We start from the raw sequence: 22,142 nt of genomic DNA on the forward strand, positions 1-22,142 counted from the left end.
TGTGCGCCTGTGCGCGTCGTCCGAGGGGCTTGGGCTGGGGTGGCTGGACCGTTCAGGGACCTCTCCATCAGGCAGAGACCGCCGATCCATGGATAAACCTTCCTCTCCCGCTCCTGCGCGGTCGCTTCTACGGTCGAGGCCGCAGGCGCTCACCCGCCCGCCGCAACGAAGGAGCGAGCCCCCTATGGAGAAGACATCGACGACCACGAGGCCGCCGACCGGCCTGGTGGAGACGGCCTTCACCGTCAACGGCGAGGAGGTGTGCCTCGCTCTGGATCCTCGTGAGTCTCTGCTGGACGTGCTGCGGGAGCGTCTCGTGCTGACCGGGACCAAGAAGGGGTGCGATCAGGGGCAGTGCGGTGCCTGCACGGTGCACGTCGACGGCCGTCGCGTCGTGTCCTGTCTGACTCCGGCGGTCCAGGTCGCGGGACAGGATGTGACGACCATCGAGGGGGTCGCGGCTCCCGACGGCACGCTGCACCCGTTGCAGCAGGCGTTCGTCGACTGCGATGCCCTGCAGTGCGGCTACTGCACACCTGGGCAGGTGATGTCCGGCCTGGCCTGCCTGGCCGAAGGGCACACCGGGACCGACGGCGACATCCGTGAGTACATGAGCGGCAACCTGTGCCGGTGCGGCGCGTATGTCGGCATCACGGCCGCCATCCGCCGGGTGGCCGACCAGGCCGCGCAGAGCGAGGTGTAGACGGTGCGCTCCTTCGCCTATGTGGTGCCCGACAGCGTCGCCGGGGCCGTCGATGCCCTGACCGCCGCCGAGCCGGGCACCAGGATCCTGGCCGGTGGCACGACCCTGTACGACCTGATGAAGCTCGGCATCGAGGCGCCGCCGGCCGTCATCGACATTCACCGTCTCGCCGAGCTGACCGAGATCAGCACCGGTGACGGCGAACTGTCGTTCGGTGCGGGAGCGAGAATGGCCGAGGTCGCCGACCATCCGGTCGTACGCCGTGACTATCCGGCGCTGTCGGAGTCCTTGTGGCGGGCGGCGTCCCAGCAACTGCGCAACATGGCGACGGTCGGCGGGAACCTGCTGCAACGCACGCGATGCGGCTACTTCCGCGGCGGAGCGGAGTTCCCCTGCAACAAGAGGAATCCGGGCAGCGGTTGTGCGGCTCTGGAGGGACTCGACCGTACCCACGCGCTGCTGGGTACCAGTGACGCCTGCATCGCCACCTACCCGGGCGACTGGGCCGTAGCCCTGATCGCGTTCGACGCCGAACTCGACGTGGTCGGCCCGGCAGGCGCGCGGACGCTGCCGCTCGGCGAACTGCACGTCGAACCGGGAGACAACCCCCTGCTCGAACACACCCTGGCTCCCGATGAGTTGATCCTTCGGATCCGCGTTCCCGCAACACCCGCCGGTCGCGGCTCCGTCTATCACAAGATCCGTGACCGGGAGTCCTACGCCTTCGCCCTCACCTCGGCCGCCACCGCCGTGACGCTGGACGCCCAGGGAATGGTCACGGACTGCCGGATCGGTCTGGGAGGGGTCGCCACGCGCCCCTGGCGGGCGACGGCAGCGGAACGCTCACTGATCGGCGAGCGACTCACCAGGGAAACCGCCCGCCGCGCGGGGGAAGTCGCCTTCGCCGGGGCCCGCCCTCCGCGCACCGGCGCGTTCCGAGTGGAGCTGGGCATCCGCACCGTCACTGACGCATTGCTCACCGCCGGGAAGCGAGCCGCCCGATGAAGACCCCGGACCTGCGCCGCGTCGATGCCCACGAAAAGGTCACCGGCAGCGCACGCTACGGCGCCGACCGCGTCCCGGCCGACCTGGCGTATGCCATGTTCGCCGTGGCCACGATCGGCAGGGGCCGCACCGTGGCCATCGACACCGCCGCGGCCGAGGCGGTCCCCGGTGTCCGTCTGGTCCTGACCCGGTTCAGCGAGGACGAACTGCGCGGTCCCGGGTTCCTGATGGGTGGAGGCTTCGCCTTCCAGAGCCTGCAGCCGCTGCTCAGCGATGTCGTCGCCTACCGGGGACAGCCGATCGCGTTGGTCGTCGCCGACACCCTGGTCGCCGCCACCGAGGCGGCGGAACTCGTCCGGGCACGCTACGAGACCGAGCCGTTCGCCGTCGGACTCGATGACGAAGGCGCCACCTCCGTCGTCCAGGAAGAAGCCCTGCCCTGGTTTCCCGACGTCAAGGTGGGCGACGCCGAGAGCGCGTACGCGGCGAGCCCGGTGCAGATCGACGAGACCTACCTGCACCCGGCTCAGCACCAGGTCCCGATGGAACTGATCAGCTCGGTCGTGGAATGGCAGGGCGACAGGCTCGTGGTGCACGAGGGCACCCAGAACGCCGGCGCACTGCGCCACGGAGTCGCCACGCAGCTGAACCTCGATCCGGCGGATGTCGAAGTGATCTCGCCCTACATCGGGGGCGGCTTCGGATCCCGCAACGCACTGCAACCGCACATCGGGCCACTGGCGCTCGCCGCACGCCGGCTGATGCGTCCGGTCAAGCTGGTCGTTCCGCGCCCGCAGACGTTCCACGCCGGCAGCTTCCGGCCGGTCAGCCGTCACCGCATCCGGCTCGGCGCCGACCCGTCGGGACGGCTCCTGGCCGCCCTCCACGACGCGGAGCACCAGACGTCCCGCCACGACCTGTACCCCGCCATGTTCACGGAGATGACGTCGAGGCTGTACGCCGTACCCAACTTCGGGGGACGTCAGCGCCTGGTCCAAACCGATGTCCAGACGCCGGGATTCATGAGGGCTCCGATGGAGGGCCCGGCCAGCTTCGCGTTCGAGTCGGCCATCGACGCACTGGCCTACGCCACCGGCCGGGATCCCGTCGAGCTGCGGTTGGCCAACGACACCGCCACGGACCCGGTCACCGGGCTGCCTTTCTCCTCCCGCCACCTGGCGCGGTGTCTGACGCGGGGTGCGGAGCGGTTCGGATGGGGCAAACGCGATCCGCGTCCGGGGTCGATGCGTGCCGCTGACGGATCGTTCGTGGGCCTGGGCGTCGCTGTCGGCGCCCACCCGGTCCTGGTCGCTCCGGCCGTGGCCCGTATGTCCGCGGCGGTCGATGGCCGGGTGACCGTCGGCGTCGACGGTCACGAGATGGGGCAGGGCATCCGCTCGGCGATCGCTCTCCTGGTCGCGGAGGACCTCGGTGTTCCCGTGCGGGACGTCGTCGTGCAGGTGGGTGACACGCGCATCGCGCCGCAGCATCTCACCGCCGGTGCGTGGGGCACCGCGACGGCGTTGCCCGCGGTGCACAAGGCACTGCGCGAGCTGCGCAAGCAGCTCGGCGCGGGCGACACCGGGACCGTGGATGTGGCAGACGCGGTCCGGGCCACCGGAGGCGGGGCGACGGAGGTGGAGGTGACCTCCGTGGGACCGGGCCAGCCCCCCGAGATGCTGGACCGTTCGCGGGCCGGCCTGTTCTCCGCCGCGGGTCCGGTCTTCCCGGACTTCACGGCCTTCAGCTGGGTCGCTCACTTCGTCGAGGTCCGCATCGAGGCCACGACACGGCGCATCAGTGTGCCCAGGGCGCTCTGTGTGGTCGACTGCGGCCGGGTCGCCAGCCCGGTCACCGCGGCCAGTCAGGTCCGCGGGGGCGTGACCTGGGGCATCAGCCAGGCGCTCCGGGAGTCGAGCGAGGTCGACCCGCGCTTCGGCGGATTCCTCAACACCACGCTGGAGGAGTATCCCTTCGTGGTCAACGCCGACATACAGGAGATCGACTTCGACTTCATCGACGAGCCCGATCTGCTCCTCAACGACGTCGGTGTGAAGGGCCTCGGAGAGGTCACGATGATCGGCGCGGCAGCCGCTGTCGCGAATGCGGTCTTCCACGCCACCGGACAGCGCCAGAACCGGCTGCCCATCCGGATCGAGCACGTGATGTAGGCCGTCAACCCGTCAGGATGACTCCGGGCAGGAGTGCTCGGGTGGTGCGACCGACATCGCACCACCCACGGGATCACTGGAAATTCAGCCTCCCCGGAAATGCACATCCGGGGCTTGCCCGGGTGTCGTTCTGCACGGCGCAGGCCCCGTTCGCCAACGCGGTCTTCGATGCCACCGGCCTGTCCGGTAACCGGTCTCCCGCCCGGCTGCCGGACCCACCAGGGTCGCCGCCGCGTATGCACTCCCCGACGGCGCGGCGGCGACCCGCCCCACGCCCCGACGGCAAACCACGGAGAAGGACTCATGCTGAACATCGCGGACACACTGCACCGCTGGTGCCGCGAGGCACGCCCCTTCGCCCTGGCCACCGTCGTCGACGTCACCGGCAGCGCGCCCCTGCCCGTCGGTACGTCGGTCGCGGTGGACGAGGACGGCAACGCCGTCGGAAGCATCTCCGGCGGCTGTGTCGAAGGCGCCGTCTACGAACTGTGCCGACAGGTGCTACAGGACCGGGGCGCCCCACAGCGCGCATGGTTCGGCTACTCCGACGACGACGCCTTCGCCGTCGGCCTGACCTGCGGCGGCGAACTCGACGTTCTCGTCCAGCGCATCGACCCCGCGACCCGGCCGCATCTCGGCGCGGCCCTCGCCGAGGTTGCCGGGGACCGACCCGCCGCCGTGGCACAGGTCGTCGACGGCCCCGACGCACTCATCGGCGCCACCCTGAGCGTTCTCGGCGACAGCTGGACCGCCGACGCGACGCTGGCCGCAGGGCCGACAGGCCAGGCGGTGGCGGACCGGGCCACAGCCCAGCTCCGGGCGGGACGCACCGCGGCCGCCTCGTTCGGCGGGGACGCGGACACCTGCCCCGACCGGCTGTCCGTCCTCGTCCATGTGGCCGCGACCCGCCCCCGCATGCTGATCTTCGGCGCGGTCGACTTCGCCACCGCGCTCAGCCAGGCCGGCCGCTTCCTCGGCTACCGGGTCACCGTGTGCGACGCCCGGCCCGTCTTCGCCACCGCGGCCCGCCTCCCGCACGCGGACGAGGTCGTGGTCGACTGGCCGCACCGCTATCTGGAACGCACCGAGGTCGACGGCCGTACCGCCGTCTGCGTCCTCACCCACGACGCCAGGTTCGACATCCCCCTGCTGCAGTTGGCACTCGATCTGCCCGTCGGTTACGTGGGCGCGATGGGATCCCGCCGGACGCACGACGAACGCCTGCGTCTCCTGCGCGAGGCGGGCGTCGCGCAGGACCGACTGGCTCGGCTGCGTTCCCCGATCGGTCTCGACGTCGGTGCACGCACGCCTGAGGAGACGGCGGTCTCCATCACCGCGGAGATCATCGCCCATGCCAACCAGGGCACGGGCCTGTCCCTGACCCTGGGCACGGGCCCGATACACCGGCCGGGTCCCCAGGCAATCGCCGAACATCGTGCCCTCAACCGGCTGGTGACGCCGTGACCTGGCACGCCCTCCGGGACGGCCCCTCCCACACAAGGACTGATCATGACGACCTTCGCCCTCGCCGAGGGCGGCGCCTGCGCCGTCCCCGGGCCCGCATCACTGGGCGGCCGGAACGGCTGTATCCGCGGCTCTGCCAGATCTTCGGGCACGCCGACAGCTGCCGGCCGTTGTTCTCTGCCGGGTCGGACTTCCTCCGGACCGAAGGCCCCGATGTCGGATTTCCGGGATCCGGCGCTCGTGGCTGGCCTCGGCTCCCCGGCAAGCCGGAACGTTGCGGCGGAAGCCAGCCGACCACAGCGCCTGGTACCTAAGGGAGAGAGTCTTTCGTGAACGTCACGACCACGGCGAACCCGCCGCAGGAGCGGCGGGTGCCCACACTCGTCATGGCCTGCGTCGGCGTGTTCGTCGCCTATCTGCCGGTGACTACCGTCTCGGCGAGCCTGCCCGCCATTCAGCGGGCGCTGGACACGTCGACCTCGCAGCTGTCCTGGGTGAGCGTCGCGTTCGTGCTGCCCATGGCCGCGCTCATCCTCACCGCGGGCGTCTTCGGTGACGTGCACGGCCGTAAGAAGGTCTTCCAGGCGGGCCTGGCCTTCAGCGGTCTGGGTGCCCTGATCGCACTGTGCGCCCAGTCGATCGAGGTCGTCTGGGCCGGACAGGCCTTCGCCGGTCTGGGCGCGGCCGCGTTGCTGCCCTCGACTCTGGCCCTGATCAGCCACACCGTTCCCGATCCGCGAGAGCGCGGGAACTTCATCGGCGTGTGGGCGACCTCCCTGGTGGCCGCCCTCGCACTCGGCCCCGTCATCGCGGGCGTGATCCTCGAGCACTTCGCGTGGCGCTGGCTCTACCTGCTGCCCGTCCCCGCCTCGCTGCTCGCGCTGGTCGTCTCGACGAAGCTGCTCACCGACTCCCGTGCCCCGGGCACGCGCCGACTGGACTGGCCCGGCCAGATCACCGCCGCGCTGGCCATCACCGCTCTGGTCTACGGGATCATCGAGGGCGGCGCCGACTCCTTCACCGCCACCAAGGTGATGCTTGCCCTGTCCACCGCCGTTGGCGCATCGGTCGCTTTCATACGGGTGGAGCGGCGCAGCTCCAGCCCGATGCTGGACCTGACACTGTTCCGCAGCCCCTCCTTCACCGCCACCTCACTGATCGCCATGATCAGCTTCCTCGGGCTCATCGGGTTCTTCTTCGCCCTCAGCCTCTACTTCGGCATGGTCCAGCAGCTCAGCACCCTCGAATCGGCCTGGCGGCTGCTGATGGTGTGCATGGTGCCGCTGGTCCTCGGTGTCCCCATGGGACGCCTGGTGCACCGGGTCTCTCCGCGGGTGCTGATTCCCGGCGGCCTGCTGGTCGTGGCGGTCGCGCTGCTGTCGCTGACCACGATCGACGCCAACACCTCGTTCGGTTCACTGGCCTGGCGGATGGCCCTGCTCGGCCTGGGCGTGTCGTTCGTCCTGACCCCGATGACCGCCACCGCCGTCAGTTCGGTGCCGTTCCACCAGGCCGGTATGGCCGCTGCCGCCAACAACGCCTTCCGTCAACTCGGCGGCGCCCTGGGCCCCGCCGTCCTGGGCGCGCTGCTGTCCTCTCGTGCTGTGGACGCTCTGCCCGGACATCTCACCGACGCGGGGCTGGGCGGAGCGACGATCCGGCGCGTCACCGAGGCAGCGGACGCCGGCGGACTGCGTTCGGTCGGCAGGCTTCGCCTGGGCGCGGACACCCCGCGTGTCCTCGGCGCCGTGTCGCAGGCGTTCATCGACGGTCTTCAGCTCTGCCTGGTCGTCGCGGCCGTCCTGACCCTGCTGGCGGCCGTGGTGGGCTTCGTCCTGCTGCGCCGGCCACAGCAGCAGTCGGTCCTACCGGCAACAGGCCCGGCTGCCTCCGTGCAAGGGCCTCGCACACCCGACCTGCCCACCGCCGGCACTCAGACGGTGCCTGGCGCAGGCAGCCGCCCCTCGTGAGCCCCGGACCCGCACCGAGATGACACCAGACGTACCGGCACGGCTAAGGAGCGGACAGTCACCGCGCCGGTACCGGCGCCGACCGTGGGGACGGGCGCGGCGCCGCGCAGTGGCCCGGGATCGGACCCTTCCCGTCCCGGGCCACACAGCGCTGTCGTACGACACGACGTGAACTTCACCCGGCCGAAGCAGGAGCCATCGATGCAGTCCCCTTCACCCGACGCGCTCGATCTGAAGCTGCTGCACGCGCTCCAGGTGGACGGGCGGGCGCCGTTCAGCCGCATCGCCGAAATCCTCGGAGTGTCCGACCAGACCGTCGCCCGCCGCTTCCGCAAACTGCGCACCACCGCCGGACTCAGGATCGTCGGCATGACCGACGAGAGCCTGCTGGGCCGCCAGAGCTGGATCGTCCGGCTGCGCTGCACTCCCGACGTGGCCGAACAACTCGCCACCGCGCTGGCCCGGCGTCCCGACACCTCACACGTCGATCTCATCTCCGGCGGCACCGAAGTGCTGTGCGCCATGGGAGCCCGCAGCCGACAGGACCGCGACGAACTGCTCTTCGACCGCCTGCAACGCACGCCTCAGGTCATTTCGGTCAGCGCCCACTGCCTGCTGCACACCTTCTACGGCGGCCCGCTCGGCTGGCTCGACAAGACTCAAGCGCTCGAACCCGACCAGGAGGCGGCACTGCGTCTCCCGTACAGCGAGCCGGTAGCCGCCCGCATCGCTCTCGACGGAGCAGACGAGGCGCTGCTCGCCGTGCTGCGGCGCGACGGCCGGGCGACCTTCAGTGAATTGCAGACCAGCACCGGCCAGTCGGAGTTCGCTGTCAAGCGGCGCCTGGAGCGTCTGCGCTCCACGGGCATCCTCTACTTCAAGGTGCAGCATGACCGCGAGTCCCTCGGACACGGCATCAGCGCGATGCTCTGGCTCACCGTCGCCCCCTCCGCACTCGACACCGCCGGACGGAAACTGGCCGAACACCACGAGGTCCGCTTCGCCGGCGCCACCACCGGCCAGGCCAACCTCCTCGCGACCGTCGCCACCTCGAGCACCGGCGAGCTCTACACATACCTCAGCAAGAAGATCGGCGGCCTCGACGGAGTGCAGGCCGTGGAAACCGCCCTGACCCTGCGGCACGTCAAGCAACTCACCTACGAGCCGAGCCGCTGACCGCCGCCCCCTTGTGTCGCACTCACATTCCAATTGGACGGAGAACAAGATCATGCGCATCGTTGCTCTAGAGGAACATGTCCTTTTCACTGATCTGGCGCAAAGGATTTCCACCGCGGACGTCGCTGCATCCGGATGGGTGCCGGCCGGATGGGCGCCCTCTGATGCAGACGAGCCGGCGAGTGCGCTCGACCGGGCCCTGGACGATACAGAGCAGGAACGCATCGGCTCGATGGACGAAGCCGGAATCACCATGCAGGTGCTGTCGGCCGTGGGCCCGGGCGCCGAGATGCTGGCCGGTGAGGAGGGTGTGAGCCTTGCGCGCGACTATAACGACCGACTGGCTCAGGCCGTCGAACGGCAACCGGATCGGTTCGCGGCGTTCGCGCACCTCCCCATGAAGGATCCCGAGGCGGCCGCGGACGAACTGGAACGGTGCGTGACCCGATTGGGCTTCCGTGGCGCCTCGATCAACGGGACCACCGACGGACTGTTCCTCGACGACCCGCGCTTCGCTCCGATCCTGTCACGTGCCGAGGCCATCGGCGCCCCCCTCTATATCCATCCCGGACCCGCGCCACGTGCGGTGCGCGACATCTACTTCCAGGGGCTGCCGGACTTTACCGCGTTCATCTTGTCCAATGCCGGTTTCGGCTGGCATGCGGAAACAGGGCTTCACATTCTGCGCCTGGCCGTGTCGGGCGCACTCGACCGAAATCCGGATCTGAAGCTGATCATCGGCCATATGGGCGAGCTGCTGCCGATGATGCTTCAGCGCGTCGATGCGATGTTCGGACCGGGAAAGGAAATCGGGCTGCAGCGAGACGTATCGCAGACCATCTTGGATCAGGTGTGGATCACGACCAGTGGCTTCTTCGACCAATCCGCGTTCCTCGCCGCCCTGACCGCTTTCGGCGCGGATCGCATCCTCTTCTCGGTCGATTATCCGTACAGCCCCAATGACGAGGCCACGGCGTTCCTCAACAACTTGCCGGTTTCTCCCGCCGATCGGGCGCGGATCGCCCATGGCAACGCCGACGCGCTCCTTGGCTTGTCAGGAGCCTGATCGTTCGCGCTCTCACACACTCTCAAGGACTCCGGAGAGAACCTGCTGAACTTGATCGGGTGATGTCGGGGCGTTCTCCTGACGCCTCTGCGATGGTCAGGTAGCTGTGGGCTTGTGAGATGTGCGCAGGGCGGCGAGCTGACCGACGCTGGGAGGGCAGCGCGGGAGCGGGTCCGACTGCAGGCCGTGGACCGCTTCGAGCGCGGGGAGAAGAACCGGGAGGTCGCCGCCGCGCTGCGAGTGAGTGAGCGGTCCGTGGAGCGGTGGCGCCGGCCCTGGCGCGAACACGGTGCGGCCGGTGCCGCCTCCGTGGGATCACCCGGACGACCCCAGTTCAGCAATGCTCAATTGTCCCGGCTTGAAAGCGAGTTGCAGCGTGGGCCGTTGGCACACGGCTGGGCAGATCAGCGGTGGACACTGGCCCGGGTGAAGACGCTCATCGGTCTTATGCTCCACGTCTCGTACACGCTCCAAGGCACGTGGCGGCTCCTGAGACGGCACGGCTGATCGTGGCAGCAGCCCGCCCGCCGGGCCATCGAACGCGACGACGCGGCGGTCGAGTTGTGGAAGAAGGACGTCTGGCTGCGGGTAAAAGCACCGCGGCGGCTCTCGGTGCCTGGATCGTCTTCCAGGACGAGGCCGGGCAGTCGCTGACGCCGCCGCGCTCCAGGACCTGGGGCCGCAGGGGCTGCACGCCGTGGTGCGGGTACGCGGGCGAGGATCGGGCCGGGTGTCGATGGCAGGGATGGTCTGCTACCAGCCGGGCCGCCGCTCGCGGATGTTCTACGCGGTACGCGAGTACCGGTGCCGCCTGGGCCAGCCGAAGGGTTTCGGCTGGCGAGACCTGCGCGACCTGGTCGTGCGGGCCCGCATCCAGCTCGGCGGGCTCATCGTGCTCGTCTGGGACAACGTGCGCCTCCATCTCACCGCGGGGATGGGTGAGTTCATCGCTGCGAACGCCACCTGGCTCACCGTCTTCCAACAGGTTGTGATCCTGGCCCCCGGGTTCTCCTTCCGGTGGCTCGCTACGCCCGCTCTGGAGGCGCTGACCGGGCAGGAGCGTCGTCTGCGGCTCAGCCAGGGAGCGCCGGTCCATGGATAAGCCGTCCTCTCCCGCCGCTGCGCGGGCGCTCCTACGGTCGAGGCTGCGGGCGCTCACCGGCCCGCCGTACCGAAGGAGCAAGTCCCCCATGAAGATGACCGGCAACACGATCCTGATCACCGGCGGAACCTCGGGCATCGGCCTCGGTCTGGCCCTGCGTCTGCACGAGGCAGGCAACAAGGTGATCGCCGCCGGCCGGCGCAAGGAACTCCTCGACGAGATCACGGCCGAGCACCCCGGCATCGACGCCCTCGTTCTCGATGTCGCGGACCCCGACTCGATCGCCCGGGCCCGTGAGACCGTGGCGGCGAGCCACCCCGGGCTGAACGTCCTCGTCAACAACGCCGGCATCATGCAGCGGGAGAACCTCCTCGACCCGGCCGGACTCCAGGTCTCCGAAGATCACATCGCGACCAATCTGCTCGGCACGATCCGGATGACGTACGCCTTCCTGCCGCTGCTGGTGGGCAAGGACGACGCGGTCGTCATGAACGTCACCTCAGCGCTGGCGTTCGTCCCCTATCAGAGCACCCCGACCTACAGTGCGACCAAGGCCGCGCTGCACTCCTTCTCCGAGAGCCTGCGCATCCAGCTCGCCGGCGCTGACACCGGTGTCCAGGTGATCGAGATGGTCCCGCCGGGCGTGCAAACCAACCTGTTCGGCCAGCAGGACAGCGAACACGCCATGCCGCTGGACGACTTCCTCACCGAAGCCCTCGACCTGCTGCGCGAGAAGCCCGACGCGAAGGAGATTGTCGTCGAGCGTGCCAGGTTCATCCGCGACGCAGTGGCCACCGGCTCCTACGACGACGTCCTCGCCATGATCGCCGGCAGTTGACCGACCTGTTGTCTCCGACGGGAAACAACAGCACGCGAGAGCCGTCACGCGACGAACCTCGTCCCATCGGCCGGGCCGGGCGACGAGGCCCGGGGCCGGTCAAAGCGTTGGGTGTCCTCGACGGGGGACCATCGCGGCGGGCCGTCTTCCAGACCGACGGCCTGCGGCGTACCGCCGACGGATGGTGAATCTCCCAGCGGATCACGCAGGGCTGATGATCATCGGGTCGTCTCGCTGAGAACGCCCTCGGTGTCGGCCGTGTGAGCGGCTTCGCGCGGCTGGGAGAGGAGTGGCTTAGCCATGGATCGGCGGTCTCTGGATAGCCGGGCGGGATGGGGCGAGGATGGGTGGCATGGACAAGAAGGAACTGGCGGAATTCCTGCGTCATCGGCGTGAGGCGCTGCGGCCCCGCGATGTCGGGCTGGTCGAGGGTCCGCGCAGGCGTACGCAGGGGCTGCGACGCGAGGAGGTCGCGCAGCTCGCCGGCATGTCCACCGACTACTACGCCCGGCTGGAACAGCAGCGCGCCCCGCAGCCCTCCGTCCAGATCACCACGGCTCTCGCCCGGGCACTACGGCTGACCCTGGACGAACGCGACCATCTCTTCGCGCTCATCGGCCACAACGCTCCGGCCCGCTTTCACCGCTCCGAGCATGTCAGCCCGACCCTGATGCGGGTCCTGGACCGCCTGGACGACTCCCCGGCCCTGGTGCAGACCGACCTGCTCGACACCCTCGCGATGAACCCCTTGGCCATCGCGCTGCTCGGCGACCAGACCCGCCACACCGGTCTGGCCAGTAGCGGCTACTACCGCTGGTTCATGGACCCGGCCGAACGTCTGGTGTATCCCGAGGAGGTCCACGAACACCACGGCCGCGCCCATGCGGCGCGCCTGCGGGCCGCGCTGACCGCCGGCAGCGACACCCCCCGAGCCGCCCGGATCCTCGCCGAACTCCAGGAACACAGCCCCGAGTTCGTCCGCATGTGGGAACTGCAGGAAGTCGCACAGAGCTACGACGACTGCAAGACCCTCCTCCATCCCGAACTCGGCCGCATCGATGTCGACGCCCAGCTCCTGTTCACCGAGAACCGTGCCCAGACCCTGGTGGTGCTGACCACTCGCCCCGGCACGGAGAGCCACAGCAAGCTTGAACTGCTCTCCGTCATCGGGCACCAGCAGCTCACCCCCTGACGTCCTGGACTGGGGGGACCGGGCCGGGCTCGGCGCGGGAGGGGCCGAACAAGCTGGAGACCTGTGTGCCGAATCCGGCCAGGGGCGCTGGTGATGCATGCGGGGCACGGTCCAGGACGCCGGAAGTCGTCGGGTCCGGCGGCGCGGCCCCCGCGCACCCACTTCCGCACGGCTCTTGTCCTGCGCGCTGCGGCCAGACAGGTGGGCCCCTGGGCTGTCCGGACTCCGTGGTCGGGCCGCCGGTTTGACCGGATGCAGCCTCCGTTTTACTCTCGCAGATAGGCGGAGGCGGCATCCGTTTTGATGCGGCCGCAGGATCACGGCAGGCAGGAGGGTGCATGAGCGCCGGTGAACAGCGGGGACGTAAGCCCCGCGCGGTCGTCCAGCGCAACCGCGCTGCCCTCCTGAGCGCATCCGGGGCGTTCCGGCCGGGACGCCCGGCAGCCTCGCCAGCTCCGTCACCGGCGACTTTGAGGAGGCGCGGCGTGTGGCCATGCGGCTCGTGGACGACACCGGCTACGACGCCGGCATGCTGGCCGACTCCTGGCGCCAGCAGCCGAACAGCCCCGCCTACTGCACCGAACTGCCCCTCGACGAGCTTCCCGCGGCCGACCGCGGCAAGGGCGCGGCCATCCGCGACAGCCTCCCGGAACGCTTCGCCGCCCTCCCGGCCAACCCCACCGTCGATGACGTCGTCGAGATGAACCGCGCCGCCCACCGCTGAGTCGCCCGACGCGACTCTCGCGGACGCGACGGCACGAGGGCGGCAATGCCGGCACACCACGAACACACACGACGAGCACGAAGAGCGGCGCTCACTTCGGCAAGGTCGCCATCACCCACTGACACCACCGCGTCCGCGATCGGCCGCAGCCCCGGTCGCGCCGCAGGGACCAAGCCCGGGAACCCCGGTCACCGAAACCGGGGTTCCGTTCCGGACAAGGAGTTTCACCATGAAGATCGGCATTCTCGGCACCGGGAACATCGGCAAGACGTTGACCAGGCGGTTGAGCGCGGCCGGGCACGAGGTGAAGGCGGCCAATTCGCGCGGCCCGGAGACGATCGAGGCGGACGTACTGGCCTCGGGCGGACGAGCGGTGACAGCGGCGGAAGCTGTAGCGGACGTCGACGCCGTGGTCCTCTCGATTCCCTTCGCCCGCATTTCGCAGGTCGCACCACTGATCGCCAAGGTTCCGGCTGACACGGTGGTCATCGACACGTCGAACTACTTCCCGCATCGGGACAACGGAATCGCGGCGATCGAGGCCGGCCAGGCCGAGAGCGTGTGGGTTGCAAAGCTGCTGGGCCGGCCCATCGTCAAGGCGTGGAACTCGATCGGAGCCGAGTCGTTCGCGCACAGGAACAAGCCGGTGGGAAGTGCGGACCGCATCTCGCTCCCCGTCGCGGCCGACAGTCCGCGCGAGCGTGACCTGGCCATGGCACTCGTGGAGGACACCGGGTTCGACGCCTTTGATGCGGGGCCGCTCGCGGAATCGTGGCGGCAGCAGCCCGGCACACCCGCCTACTGCACGGATCTCACCCGTCAAGAGCTGCCGGACGCACTGGCGACGGCCGACGCGGCGCGATCACCGAAGCGGCGTGACCTCGGGCTCGCCGTGATCCGGGAACGCTTCGGGGCCGGCGTGCAACCGGACGCGGAATACCTTGTCCGCCTGAACCGCGCAATTTCCATGTGAGGAGGTACGGGGGCCGACGCGGTGACCCGTGAGAGGCCCTCGTGTCTCGCCCCTGTCTCCAACTGCTCCGCGACGAACCCCGCCACCCCCGGCGGCACGTCGGCCGGCGCCGACAAGAAGGTGCCCGCATCCGTACAGTGCCCCACTGCACCGCGGCCCAGCCGGTTGTGAGACCGGCGCTTGGCCCGGGTCTGTTCCAAGGCCACCACGTCCAGCCGGAGAACCCCTCCGGCTCCTGAATGGAGGGCTCGTCGGCGAACCGCGCGTACCGGCCTTCTGCTCTCCTGAAAGCCAGTCAACCGCCACAGGTGGTGACGCCAGGCAACAGACACCTCACTGGAAGCCGGCATCGGTGCGTCGCAGGTCGTCGGCGTGGACGACGCTGGCGACACCGCCGCCCTCCCGCGCTCCTCATCCGATCCGAACCCCCGGGCGGTTCAGGGTGGAGTCCGGACGGCTGTTCACGATCACCGTGCCGCGCTGGGTCATGGTGACCCGGTCGTAGTGCCGCCGCAGTCCCGGGCAGGCGGGGAAGTAGGAGTCGTTGTGACGGCTGCCACCTGCGTCGTTCCAGAAGTGCAGCGGCATGGACGGCATCGGTCGGATGATCACCAGCTCGGCGGTCTGCCCACGGACCGGCCCGCCCGCCGGACCCCACGCCTCCAGCGTGACTCCCAGGGACGGACCGGACAGCTCGCCGGGTCGGACCGGCAGGATCGGTGCGCCGCCGACGAGCGCGGTCGCCACGCCCGTCCCACCGCTCGCGGACTGCACCTCGACGTGTTCCCCGACCGGGGTGCGGATCCACTCGTCCGCGGATGCCGGCAGGTGTGATCTGGCTGAGACGTCGTCAGGCGCCATTTATGTTGGCCTCGGTGTGCCGGCTTTCGAGGTCGCCGTTCAGGGACCGCGCGAGTTCTGGCATCGGATGGTTTGGACGTCATGTGGTCGTGTGGTGCTTTTTGGTCAGGGGGTGGAGGTGGGGTAGAAGGCGTTGATCTCGGCCAGGACGCGGTCGGGTGCTTCGTGGGCGAGGAAGTGTCCGGCGCCGGGGACGACGGCGGAGGTGGCGTGGGGGGCGGCGTCATGGATGGGCGGCAGGAACACGTCGGCGAGGGCGGCCTGGGTGATCATGTGGACCGGGATGGTCAGCGGGGTGTCCTGGAGTGTGGTGTTGTCGGCCTCGTCCTGGGTCAGGGTCCGGTAGAGCTCGAAGCCGGCGTGCAGGACCTGGGGGCGGGAGAACACCCGGACGAACTCGGCGAGTTCGTCGTCGGAGACGTTCTCGCCGGCGGTCTTCACACTCTGGAAGAAGTGGGTGAGGAAGGTTTCGACCCGGCCGGTTACCAGTTCCTCGGCGAGCGGATTCTGCAAGAAGAAGGAGAAGTGCCAAGATACCGATGCGAGGGTGGCGAACCTCAGGTTCTTGCCGACGAGGCCGCCGTCCATGAGGAACAGGCCCGCCACCTGGTCGCGGTGCTGGGCGGCCAGTGGGTAGGCGACGTTGAGGCCGAAGTCGTGGCCGACGACCTGTACGTTCTCGTGGTGGCCCAGGTGGTTGAGCAGCTTGTGGACGTACGTGGCCAGGACCGTCTTGGTCATGGAGGGCGGGTTTCCGGTCGAGTCGCCCATGCCCGGCAGGTCGATGGCGATGACGGTGCGGCCGGGCAGCAGTGAGGGCATGATCGGGCGGTACTCGTACCAGCTCTGCGGCCAGCCGTGCAGCAGCACCATGACCTGCGGGCCGTCGCCGCCGATGACGTAGTGCATCTGCACGTCGTCGATGGTGATGAAGCCGTGCCGGAAGTACTTGTTGAACTCGGCGTCGTCCTTGGTCGCCGCGTCGTAGCCGGGGCTGAGCGGCTCCTCCGACCCGACGGCTACGGCGGTGGTGAAAGCGTTCATGGCGGTGTTACGTCCTTTTTTAGGGGTCCGTGCAGAAAGATCGTGTTGTGCTACGGCGGCGATGTACGTAATCCCGTGTTTTCTGTGGGGTGTGACCATGGCGCGGCGGAAGCGGTGGGAGGTCAGTGACGGGTTGTGGGTGGTGATCGAGCCGCTGTTGCCGAAGCATGAGCGGCGGTTCCGATACCGGGGGTGTAAGCGGAGCGATGACCGCAGGACGCTCCAGGGTGTGTTGTTCGTCCTGTACACAGGTGTCCAGTGAGAGTTCCTGCCGCAGGAGTTGGGGTTCGGTTCGGGTCCTGCCTGCTGGCGGCGGCTGGCCGAGTGGCAGGAGGCAGGGGTGTGGGAGGAGCTCCAGCGGGTGCTGCTGGACGGGTTGCGGGCGGCGGACCGTCTCGACTTCTCCCGCGCCACCGTCGACGCCTCTCATGTGCAGGCCAAGCGGGGACGAAGCAGCCCGAAAGTCGGTCCGAGCCTGGTTGACCGCGGGCGGCCGGGTTCGAAGCATCACGTGCTGACCGATGCCCGCGGCACTCCGCTGCGGGTGTCTCTGACCGGCGGTCACCGCCACGATGTCACCGGGCTTCTGACGCTGATCGACAGCCTTGGGCCGGTGCGGGCAAGCGGGGCCGCCCCCGGCGCAAACCCAGGATGCTGTATGCCGACCGCGGCCAGGACTACGACCTCTATCGCCGCCGACTGCGCGAGCGTGGCATCACACCGGAGATCGCTCGACGGAGCCGGCCGCACGGCTCGGGTCCGGGCAAGGTCCGCTGGGACGCCGAGTCCGCCAACGCCTGGCTCCGTGGCCCTCGCCGCCTGTGGATCCGGTGGGAGCACGCGAGGACATGCACGACGCCTTACTGCAACTCGCCCATTGCATGACACTCGCCCGCAAGCACCCGGCTTTTGCAAGCACCCCTAGAAGCGACGTGGCCAGGTGAGATGGATGGCCCGCCGGGAAATGCGCCAGCCGTCATCGGTGCGTCGCAGGTCGTCGGCGTATACGACGCTGGCGACATCGCCGCCCTCCAGCAGGCTCAGTCCTTTGGATCGGGCCCGCACCTCGTCGCCCGGGCCTTCCGACACGACGATGTTCGTCGTGTGGTGGGCCTTCGCGTGTCCGGGGGCGTTCATGAAGGCCGCGATCGCGTCCAGCCCGACGACCGGGGCACCGCCGAAGACGCTGCCGTCCCACACCGCGTCTTCGGTGAGGCATTCGCCGAGACGGTCCAGTTCGTGGTCGTCCATGATGTGCGCCCACAGCGCCACGACCCTGCTGATTTCGACGGTGTCTTCATTCGTGGGTTTCACGTTCGGCTCTCCATTTTGTGCGTTGCTGGATCAGGCCTTGGCGCCGCTCAGCAGGGCCAGCACCTGGTCGTAGGCGCCGTTGACCTCGGCGATACTCTCCTTCGCCGCAGGGGCCGGGCGCGCCCGGCAGTCTCGACTATGGGGGTGTATCGGCGAGGGCGGGAGAGGATCACATGTCCATGGACCGACAATCCTCCCCAGCCGGCCACCATGGAGATCGCGCACGAGAAAGAGCTGCGGTCGTGAGCTACGAGACGTGCTCAACCAGCTCGTACGGGACGTCGAGCATGGGCTGCACAGGGGGCACAGCCGGGTACCGGGATGCTTCGCGGCGTCCAGTGCCTGGCCCGGGGTCGGCAGCGGCGCCCCGGTGGGTGCTTCCTCGCAGTCGACGGCGTGGACGACGCCTCGGCCGGGACCGCGGCCGCCGTCCGGCTTCTGCAGGACCCAGCCCGACGGCCGGCGTTCGCTTCACGAGACAGAGACCGCCGACCCATGGATAAACCGTCCTCTCCCGCCGCTGCGCGGGCGCTCCTACGGTCGAGGCTGCGGGCGCTCACCGGCCCGCCGTACCGAAGGAGCAAGTCCCCCATGAAGATGACCGGCAACACGATCCTGATCACCGGCGGAACCTCGGGCATCGGCCTCGGTCTGGCCCTGCGTCTGCACGAGGCAGGCAACAAGGTGATCGTCGCCGGCCGGCGCAAAGAACTCCTCGACGAGATCACGGCCGAGCACCCCGGCATCGACGCCCTCGTCCTCGATGTCGCCGACCCCTCCTCGATCGCCCGGGCCCGTGAGACCGTGGCGGCGAGCCACCCCGGGCTGAACATCCTGGTCAACAACGCCGGCATTCAGCTGCTGGAGAGCGTCCTCGACCCGGCCGGACTCCAGGCCGCGGAGGATCACATCGCGACCAATCTGCTCGGCACGATCCGGATGACGTACGCCTTCCTGCCGCTGCTTTCGGGCAAGGACGACGCGGCCGTCGTGAACGTCACCTCCGCGCTGGCGTTCGTACCGCTCCCGTTCACACCGACCTACAGCGCGACCAAGGCCGCGCTGCACTCCTTCTCCGAGAGCCTGCGCATCCAGCTCGCCGGCGCTGACACCGGCGTCCAGGTGATCGAGATGGTCCCGCCGGCTGTACGCACGACCCTGATGGGCCAGCAGGACAACGAGCAATCCATGCCGTTGGACGATTTCCTCACCGAGGCTCTCGACCTGCTGCGCGAGAAGCCCGACGCGAAGGAGATTGTCGTCGAGCGCGCCAGGTTCCTCCGCGACGCACAGGCCAACGGCTCCTACGACGAGGTCCTCGCCATGATCAGCGGCAGCTGACCGACCTGTGACAGACGCGGAACAACAGCACGCGGGCGGGTCCTGTTGAGCCGGATCATGGATGATCGCGAGCTGGATCCGCCTCGGGGAGCTCCTCACCGAGGCCGCGGAACGGTACGGAAGCGCCTTCGGCTCCGCCCCGGTCGTCGCACTGGAGGCGACCGGCTCCGTCCGAGCGCCGAGGGGCACGCGAGCGCCCGGCTGACACGGCGAACTTCGTCGTGCCAGCCGGGCCGGGCGACGAGGCCCGGGGCCGGTCAAGCGTTGGGTGTCCTCGACGGGGCAATGTCGCGGCCAGCTGTCTGCCATGCCGACGGCCTCCGGCGCACTGCCGACAGCTGGTGAATCTCCCAGCGGATCACGCAGGGCTGATGATCATCGGGTCGTCTCGCTGAGAACGCCCTCGGTGTCGGCCGTGTGAGCGGCTTCGCGCGGCTGGGAGAGGAGTGGCTTAGCCATGGATCGGCGGTCTCTGGATAGCCGGGCGGGATGGGGCGAGGATGGGTGGCATGGACAAGAAGGAACTGGCGGAATTCCTGCGTCATCGGCGTGAGGCGCTACGGCCCCGCGATGTCGGGCTGGTCGAGGGTCCGCGCAGGCGTACGCAGGGGCTGCGACGCGAGGAGGTCGCGCAGCTCGCCGGCATGTCCACCGACTACTACGCCCGGCTGGAACAGCAGCGTGCTCCGCAGCCCTCCGTCCAGATCACCACCGCCCTCGCCCGGGCACTGCGGCTGACCCTGGACGAATGCGACCACCTCTTCGCCCTCATCGGCCACAACGCCCCGGCCCGCTTCCACCGCTCCGAACATGTCAGCCCGACCCTGATGCGGGTCCTGGACCGCCTGGACGACTCCCCGGCCCTGGTAACGACCGACCTGTCCGACACTCTTGCGATGAACCCGATGGCCATCGCGCTGCTCGGCGACCAGACCCGCCACACCGGTCTGGCCAGTAGCGGCTACTACCGCTGGTTCATGGACCCGGCCGAGCGTCTGGTGTACCCCGAGGAGACTCACGAAAGCCACGGCCGCGCCCAAGCGGCACGCCTGCGGGCCGCGCTGACCGCCGGCAGCGACACCCCCCGGGCCGCCCGGATCCTCGCCGAACTCCAGGAACACAGCCCCGAGTTCGTCCGCATGTGGGAACTTCAGGAGGTCGCCCGCTACGGCGACTGCAAGACCCTCCTCCATCCCGAACTCGGCCGCATCGACGTCGACGCCCAGCTCCTGTACACCGAGAACCGCGCCCAGACCCTGGTGGTGCTGACCACCCGCCCCGGCGCAGAGAGCCACAGCAAACTCGAACTGCTCTCCGTCATCGGACACCAACAGCTCACCCCCTGAAGTCCTGGACTGGGGGACCGGGCCGGGCTCGGCGCGGGAGGGGCCGGACATGGGCACCCTGGACTGGTGCAGCCCGCACGGCTTCTGCCTGCGCTCTACGGCCGAATATGTCGGCCCCCTGCGATGTCAGTGCTTCGCGCTCGAGCCGCCCATTTGACCGGACGCTGCCTCCGTTTTACTCTCGACTAAGTACGGAGGCAGCATCCGTTTTGATGCGGCCGCAGGATCACGGCAGTCAGGAGGGCGCATGAGCGCCGGCGAGCAGCGCGGACGCAAGCCTCGCGCGGACGTCCAGCGCAACCGCGCGGCCCTCCTGGAGACCGCGCAGCGTCACTTCCTGCAGCACGGGGTCGGCACCTCCCTCGAAGCGGTGGCCAAGGAGGCAGGCGTCGGACCCGGCACCCTGTACCGGCACTTCCCCACCCGGGAGGCACTGCTGGCGGCCGTGCTGCAGACCCGCTCCGAGGAACTTGTGGCCCGCCAGGCGGACATCGAGCAACTCGGTGACCCGGCCGAGGCGTTGGAGCAGTGGCTGCGCGCGATGGAGGAGTACTTCAGCGCCTTCAGCGGGCTGCCGGACCCGCTCATGGCCGCCGCCCGGGCGCAGGAGCCGGACAACCCGCTCACCATTCCCTGCCACATCCTCATCACCGCCACCGATCAATACGTGCGAGCCGCGCAGCTCGCGGGGCGCGTGCGCGCGTCGGTGCGGGGGAACGACCTGTTCCTCGCGGCCTGTTCCGTTGCCTGGATCAAGGGCACCGGTACCGAGGAGGAGTCGCTCGACCGGCTCCGCACGCTCATCGCGAGCGGCTACCGCCAGCAGGACACCCAGGCGTAAAGCCGCCAGGCACCCTGCTCCGCCCCTTAAGGCCAGGCGGCACCACCACCCATCCATCACATCGTGCTGCCCTCAGGGGCGGCACAACCTCCTTAAGGAACAAGTCATGAAAATTACTGCCATAGGCGCTGGCGCCATCGGAGGAAACCTCGCTGCCAAGCTCAGCACGGCCGGTCACGACGTCCAGGTGGCCGACGCCCGCGGCCCCGAGGCCGTCCGGGCGGAGGTGCTGGAGTCCGGGGCCCGCGCGGTGCAGCTCGCCGACGCCGCCGTCCAGAACCGGGACGTCATCGTCCTGTCGATCCCGTTCGGAGTGGCGGGCCAGCTGGCGGACCTGTTCGCGTCGGTGCCCGACGAGACGGTGGTCATCGACACCTCGAACTACTACCCCGGCATGCTCAGCGACCCGATCGAGGCGGTGGACAACGGCCAGGTGGAGAGCGTGTACACCGCCGAGCTGCTCGGGCGCCCCGTGGTCAAGGCGTGGAACGCCGCGCTGGCCGAAACCCAGCGGACCAAGGGCGTCCCGGCCGGAACGCCCGGCCGCCTCGCCATCCCCGTCGCCGGTGACTCCGAAGAGGCGCGGAAGGTGGCCATGAGCCTGGTGGACGACACCGGCTTCGACCCCTACGACGCCGGTACGCTGGCCGACTCCTGGCGCCAGCAGCCGAACAGCCCCGCCTACTGCACCGAGTTGACCCTCGACGAGCTGCCGGCGGCCCTGGCCGCGGCCGACCGCGCCAAGGACGCAGCCATCCGCGACAGCCTCCCGGAACGCATCGCCGCCCTCGGTGCCAATCCCACCGTCGACGACGTCGTCGAGATGAACCGCGCCGCCCACCGCTGAGGCACCCGACGCGGCACTCGTGCAGGCAACGGACAGCGCCGGCACTCCACGAACGAAGACCGAACACGAAGAGCGCACAGTCCCCCGCGCTGCGGACTGCAGCTTCGGCACGCCGCTGCCTGCGAGCAGCCGCAAGCCTGCCGGCACCCGCAGGGTGCGTCCGC

The 22,142-nt window shown here is 69.3% G+C and carries 19 protein-coding genes and 3 pseudogenes; 18 read left to right on the forward strand and 4 right to left on the reverse strand.

The window, feature by feature from the left end; genetic code table 11:
• The first annotated feature begins 184 nt into the window (after positions 1 to 184).
• From ACWCRD_RS09270 to ACWCRD_RS09325, 12 genes and pseudogenes are all read left to right on the forward strand, one after another.
• Positions 185 to 703 carry a (2Fe-2S)-binding protein gene (locus tag ACWCRD_RS09270; RefSeq protein WP_319097799.1) on the forward strand — a complete coding sequence of 173 codons (519 nt, stop codon included), beginning with the start codon at positions 185 to 187 and terminating at the stop codon, positions 701 to 703.
• Between the two features lie 3 nt (positions 704 to 706).
• Positions 707 to 1,708 carry an FAD binding domain-containing protein gene (locus ACWCRD_RS09275; protein ID WP_450965294.1) on the forward strand — a complete coding sequence of 334 codons (1,002 nt, stop codon included), beginning with the start codon at positions 707 to 709 and terminating at the stop codon, positions 1,706 to 1,708.
• On the forward strand, positions 1,705 to 3,879 hold the full coding sequence (locus tag ACWCRD_RS09280) for a xanthine dehydrogenase family protein molybdopterin-binding subunit (protein WP_450965295.1): 2,175 nt from the start codon (positions 1,705 to 1,707) through the stop codon (positions 3,877 to 3,879). Before ACWCRD_RS09275 ends, ACWCRD_RS09280 begins: the two co-directional genes overlap by 4 nt.
• Before the next feature lie 303 nt (positions 3,880 to 4,182).
• Positions 4,183 to 5,343 carry an XdhC family protein gene (locus tag ACWCRD_RS09285; RefSeq protein ID WP_450965296.1) on the forward strand — a complete coding sequence of 387 codons (1,161 nt, stop codon included), beginning with the start codon at positions 4,183 to 4,185 and terminating at the stop codon, positions 5,341 to 5,343.
• Between the two features lie 329 nt (positions 5,344 to 5,672).
• A complete protein-coding gene (locus ACWCRD_RS09290) occupies positions 5,673 to 7,313 on the forward strand; it encodes an MFS transporter (protein WP_450965297.1) in 1,641 nt (546 codons plus the stop codon).
• 201 nt (positions 7,314 to 7,514) lie between these two features.
• Complete coding sequence (locus ACWCRD_RS09295; RefSeq protein ID WP_316779874.1) at positions 7,515 to 8,489, forward strand: Lrp/AsnC family transcriptional regulator; 975 nt, start codon at positions 7,515 to 7,517, stop codon at positions 8,487 to 8,489.
• Between the two features lie 52 nt (positions 8,490 to 8,541).
• Positions 8,542 to 9,555 carry an amidohydrolase family protein gene (locus ACWCRD_RS09300; RefSeq protein WP_319097805.1) on the forward strand — a complete coding sequence of 338 codons (1,014 nt, stop codon included), beginning with the start codon at positions 8,542 to 8,544 and terminating at the stop codon, positions 9,553 to 9,555.
• 114 nt (positions 9,556 to 9,669) lie between these two features.
• A pseudogene (locus ACWCRD_RS09305) lies at positions 9,670 to 10,537 on the forward strand (IS630 family transposase); the annotation flags it as partial.
• Positions 10,538 to 10,745: 208 nt separating this feature from the next.
• Positions 10,746 to 11,495 (forward strand): SDR family oxidoreductase, encoded by a 750-nt coding sequence (locus ACWCRD_RS09310; RefSeq protein WP_450965298.1) that lies wholly within the window; start codon positions 10,746 to 10,748, stop codon positions 11,493 to 11,495.
• Between the two features lie 352 nt (positions 11,496 to 11,847).
• Positions 11,848 to 12,687 carry a helix-turn-helix transcriptional regulator gene (locus ACWCRD_RS09315; protein WP_450965299.1) on the forward strand — a complete coding sequence of 280 codons (840 nt, stop codon included), beginning with the start codon at positions 11,848 to 11,850 and terminating at the stop codon, positions 12,685 to 12,687.
• A gap of 487 nt (positions 12,688 to 13,174) precedes the next feature.
• Entirely contained in the window at positions 13,175 to 13,411 is a 237-nt protein-coding gene (locus ACWCRD_RS09320) for an NAD(P)-binding domain-containing protein (protein WP_286253768.1), read from the forward strand.
• A 229-nt stretch (positions 13,412 to 13,640) separates the two neighbouring features.
• On the forward strand, positions 13,641 to 14,384 hold the full coding sequence (locus ACWCRD_RS09325) for an NADPH-dependent F420 reductase (protein WP_185007532.1): 744 nt from the start codon (positions 13,641 to 13,643) through the stop codon (positions 14,382 to 14,384).
• Positions 14,385 to 14,795: 411 nt separating this feature from the next.
• Here the strand turns inward: ACWCRD_RS09325 and ACWCRD_RS09330 are convergent, their stop codons facing one another.
• Positions 14,796 to 15,245, reverse strand: a complete 450-nt coding sequence (locus tag ACWCRD_RS09330) for an acyl-CoA synthetase family protein (RefSeq protein WP_316779891.1) — start codon at positions 15,243 to 15,245, stop codon at positions 14,796 to 14,798.
• Positions 15,246 to 15,350: 105 nt separating this feature from the next.
• A complete protein-coding gene (locus ACWCRD_RS09335; RefSeq protein WP_316779893.1) occupies positions 15,351 to 16,289 on the reverse strand; it encodes an alpha/beta fold hydrolase in 939 nt (312 codons plus the stop codon).
• A 97-nt stretch (positions 16,290 to 16,386) separates the two neighbouring features.
• On the opposite strand from ACWCRD_RS09335, the pseudogene ACWCRD_RS09340 reads away from it, so the two are divergent.
• Positions 16,387 to 17,233, forward strand: a pseudogene (locus ACWCRD_RS09340) (IS5 family transposase).
• Here the strand turns inward: ACWCRD_RS09340 and ACWCRD_RS09345 are convergent.
• Together ACWCRD_RS09345 and ACWCRD_RS09350 are read right to left on the reverse strand one after the other, a co-directional pair.
• Entirely contained in the window at positions 17,211 to 17,603 is a 393-nt protein-coding gene (locus ACWCRD_RS09345) for a nuclear transport factor 2 family protein (RefSeq protein WP_385993986.1), read from the reverse strand. The pseudogene ACWCRD_RS09340 and the gene ACWCRD_RS09345 overlap by 23 nt on opposite strands.
• Positions 17,604 to 17,897: 294 nt before the next feature.
• Positions 17,898 to 18,071 (reverse strand): annotated as a pseudogene (locus ACWCRD_RS09350) (DUF6233 domain-containing protein); the annotation flags it as partial.
• A 123-nt stretch (positions 18,072 to 18,194) separates the two neighbouring features.
• Here ACWCRD_RS09350 and ACWCRD_RS09355 point away from each other — a divergent pair.
• The 5 genes from ACWCRD_RS09355 to ACWCRD_RS09375 all read left to right on the forward strand — a co-directional run bounded on the left by ACWCRD_RS09355 (position 18,195) and on the right by ACWCRD_RS09375 (position 21,978).
• Entirely contained in the window at positions 18,195 to 18,944 is a 750-nt protein-coding gene (locus ACWCRD_RS09355; protein ID WP_319097809.1) for an SDR family oxidoreductase, read from the forward strand.
• A 61-nt stretch (positions 18,945 to 19,005) separates the two neighbouring features.
• Positions 19,006 to 19,149 carry a hypothetical protein gene (locus ACWCRD_RS09360; protein ID WP_319097811.1) on the forward strand — a complete coding sequence of 48 codons (144 nt, stop codon included), beginning with the start codon at positions 19,006 to 19,008 and terminating at the stop codon, positions 19,147 to 19,149.
• Between the two features lie 304 nt (positions 19,150 to 19,453).
• Complete coding sequence (locus ACWCRD_RS09365) at positions 19,454 to 20,290, forward strand: helix-turn-helix transcriptional regulator (protein ID WP_450965300.1); 837 nt, start codon at positions 19,454 to 19,456, stop codon at positions 20,288 to 20,290.
• Between the two features lie 247 nt (positions 20,291 to 20,537).
• On the forward strand, positions 20,538 to 21,131 hold the full coding sequence (locus ACWCRD_RS09370) for a TetR/AcrR family transcriptional regulator (RefSeq protein WP_450965301.1): 594 nt from the start codon (positions 20,538 to 20,540) through the stop codon (positions 21,129 to 21,131).
• 106 nt (positions 21,132 to 21,237) lie between these two features.
• Positions 21,238 to 21,978: an NADPH-dependent F420 reductase gene (locus tag ACWCRD_RS09375; RefSeq protein ID WP_450965302.1), complete on the forward strand. Its 741-nt coding sequence runs from the start codon at positions 21,238 to 21,240 to the stop codon at positions 21,976 to 21,978.
• Positions 21,979 to 22,142: the final 164 nt, after the last annotated feature.

The sequence above is a fragment of the Streptomyces sp. NPDC002092 genome, assembly GCF_053593775.1.

Excerpts from the sequence above, each read along its gene's own strand:
- ACWCRD_RS09270 (WP_319097799.1), top strand. The coding sequence starts at position 185 with ATGGAGAAGACATCGACGACCACGAGGCCGCCGACCGGCCTGGTGGAG.
- ACWCRD_RS09335 (WP_316779893.1), bottom strand. The coding sequence starts at position 16,289 with ATGAACGCTTTCACCACCGCCGTAGCCGTCGGGTCGGAGGAGCCGCTC.
- ACWCRD_RS09310 (WP_450965298.1), top strand. The coding sequence starts at position 10,746 with ATGAAGATGACCGGCAACACGATCCTGATCACCGGCGGAACCTCGGGC.
- ACWCRD_RS09330 (WP_316779891.1), bottom strand. The coding sequence starts at position 15,245 with ATGGCGCCTGACGACGTCTCAGCCAGATCACACCTGCCGGCATCCGCG.
- ACWCRD_RS09365 (WP_450965300.1), top strand. The coding sequence starts at position 19,454 with ATGGACAAGAAGGAACTGGCGGAATTCCTGCGTCATCGGCGTGAGGCG.
- ACWCRD_RS09285 (WP_450965296.1), top strand. The coding sequence starts at position 4,183 with ATGCTGAACATCGCGGACACACTGCACCGCTGGTGCCGCGAGGCACGC.
- ACWCRD_RS09300 (WP_319097805.1), top strand. The coding sequence starts at position 8,542 with ATGCGCATCGTTGCTCTAGAGGAACATGTCCTTTTCACTGATCTGGCG.
- ACWCRD_RS09315 (WP_450965299.1), top strand. The coding sequence starts at position 11,848 with ATGGACAAGAAGGAACTGGCGGAATTCCTGCGTCATCGGCGTGAGGCG.
- ACWCRD_RS09325 (WP_185007532.1), top strand. The coding sequence starts at position 13,641 with ATGAAGATCGGCATTCTCGGCACCGGGAACATCGGCAAGACGTTGACC.
- ACWCRD_RS09370 (WP_450965301.1), top strand. The coding sequence starts at position 20,538 with ATGAGCGCCGGCGAGCAGCGCGGACGCAAGCCTCGCGCGGACGTCCAG.
- ACWCRD_RS09375 (WP_450965302.1), top strand. The coding sequence starts at position 21,238 with ATGAAAATTACTGCCATAGGCGCTGGCGCCATCGGAGGAAACCTCGCT.
- ACWCRD_RS09355 (WP_319097809.1), top strand. The coding sequence starts at position 18,195 with ATGAAGATGACCGGCAACACGATCCTGATCACCGGCGGAACCTCGGGC.
- ACWCRD_RS09280 (WP_450965295.1), top strand. The coding sequence starts at position 1,705 with ATGAAGACCCCGGACCTGCGCCGCGTCGATGCCCACGAAAAGGTCACC.
- ACWCRD_RS09360 (WP_319097811.1), top strand. The coding sequence starts at position 19,006 with ATGATCGCGAGCTGGATCCGCCTCGGGGAGCTCCTCACCGAGGCCGCG.
- ACWCRD_RS09295 (WP_316779874.1), top strand. The coding sequence starts at position 7,515 with ATGCAGTCCCCTTCACCCGACGCGCTCGATCTGAAGCTGCTGCACGCG.